Annotated in this window: 2 protein-coding genes; one reads left to right on the top strand and one right to left on the bottom strand. The window is 69.7% G+C overall.

Going from position 1 to position 1,711, the window contains the following annotated elements; translation table 11 throughout:
* Positions 1–514: transcription initiation factor IIB family protein (locus B9G38_RS17015; RefSeq protein WP_303646252.1), on the bottom strand; the 514-nt coding region annotated here is incomplete at its 3' end.
* A 310-nt stretch (positions 515–824) separates the two neighbouring features.
* On the opposite strand from B9G38_RS17015, the gene B9G38_RS17010 reads away from it, so the two are divergent.
* The coding region (locus B9G38_RS17010) for a Xaa-Pro peptidase family protein (RefSeq protein WP_086221151.1) at positions 825–1,711 on the top strand (887 nt) is incomplete at its 3' end.

Raw genomic sequence — 1,711 nt, 5'->3', positions numbered from 1 at the left:
CCTCGTCGAGCGCGCGGCGGTAGATGACGCTCGCGGTCTCGCGGACGTTGTCGGGGAGGCCGAGGGCGCTGGCCATGCGGTCGATCTCGCCGAGCGCCTGCTTGAGATTGCGCTCCTTGGAGTCGCGCGTGCGGAACCGCTCGTTCCACGTCCGCAGCCGCTGCATCTTCTCGCGCTGGCGGCTGGACAGCGACTTGCCGTAGGCGTCCTTGTCCTGCCAGCCGATGTTCGTCGAGAGCCCCTTGTCGTGCATCATGTTCGTCGTCGGGGCGCCGACGCGCGACTTGCTGTCCTTCTCCTTGGAGTCGAAGGCGCGCCACTCCGGCCCGCGGTCGATCTCGTCCTCCTCGACGACGAGCCCGCAGTCGACACAGACCGTCTCGCCGTGCTCCGTGTCGGTCGCGAGCTGGCCGCCGCACTCGGGGCACCGCAGCTCCTCCTCTTGACTCTCCGACTCGGTCTCGCTCTCGTCGTCGACGGTCTCTGCCGTGTACGTTCGAAGGTTCTCGCTCATTGGTTTGGTGCGTGGAGGGAACAACGAAACCGAGAGACGATTCTCGGTGTTTTCCTCACCTTCGGGTAAGTGAGCCAAATACTTAAATGTTCGTGTGATCAGCGCCTCAGAGACGCGCCCGAAAACGGCGTGTACAACCCTGTACAATTCGGAATTCGAGACGGTAGAAGTCGGACCGACCGGAGAGCGAGACCGACGGCCTGAGAGCGGGAGTTAATATATAGGCGTTTCGCGAGCGCTCGGGCGTCGCGAGCCTCCCCGCGGTTCCGCGAGGGCAACCGCTTTGACCGTCGCCCGAGCAGGGAGACGTATGAACCGAACGCGGCTCGACGACCGCCTCGCCGACCTCGACACCGACGGCTACCTCCTCGACGCCTCGCAGGACGACGCCAACCAGCTGTACCTCTCCGGGTTCACCGGCCCCGACCCGTTCCTGACGCTGTACGCCGACGGGGAGGTCCACGTCCTCGTCAGCGGGCTGGAGTACGGTCGGGCGACCGCCGAGGCGGCGGCCGACACGGTGGAGCGACACGCCGCCTACGACTACGAGTACGGCGGCCGCGAGGCCCGCAACGACATGTACGCCGAGTTCGTCCGCGACAAGGGCGTCGAGTCCGTCTCGATGCCGCCGCGGGGGCCGGTCGGCACCGCCGACGCCCTCCGCGACCGCGGCATCGAGGTGACCGTCGACGCCGACGACCGGCTCCGGGACGTGCGGGCGGTGAAGACCGACGACGAGGTCGACGCGATCCGCGAGGCGCAGAAGGCGAACGAGGCCGCGATGCGGGCCGCCGAGGACCTGATCGCCGGCGCCGACGTGGCCGCGGAGGAGGGTGCCGGGCTCGACGCCGTCCGCGGGGGCGAGCCGCTCACCAGCGAGCGCGTGGCCGAGGAGATCGAGGTGACGCTGCTCCGGCACGGCTGCGCGCTCGACGAGACGATCGTCGCCGGCGGCGCGCAGGCCGCGGACCCGCACGACCGCGGCTCCGGCCCGCTCCGGGCTGGCGAGGCGGTCATCGTCGACGTCTTCCCCCGCTCGAAGGCGACGAAGTACAACGCCGACATGACGCGGACGTTCTGCGTCGGCGAGCCGGGCGAGCGGCTCCGCGAGTGGTACGACCTCACCGAGCGCGCGCTGGACGCCGCGCTCGACGCGGTCGAGCCGGGCGCGACCGGCGAGGAGGTCCACGCCGCCGC

This window comes from Halorubrum sp. SD612 (genome assembly GCF_002135005.1).
Note: the sequence above shows the minus strand (reverse complement) of the source record. Positions and strands in the feature narration are given on the sequence as shown.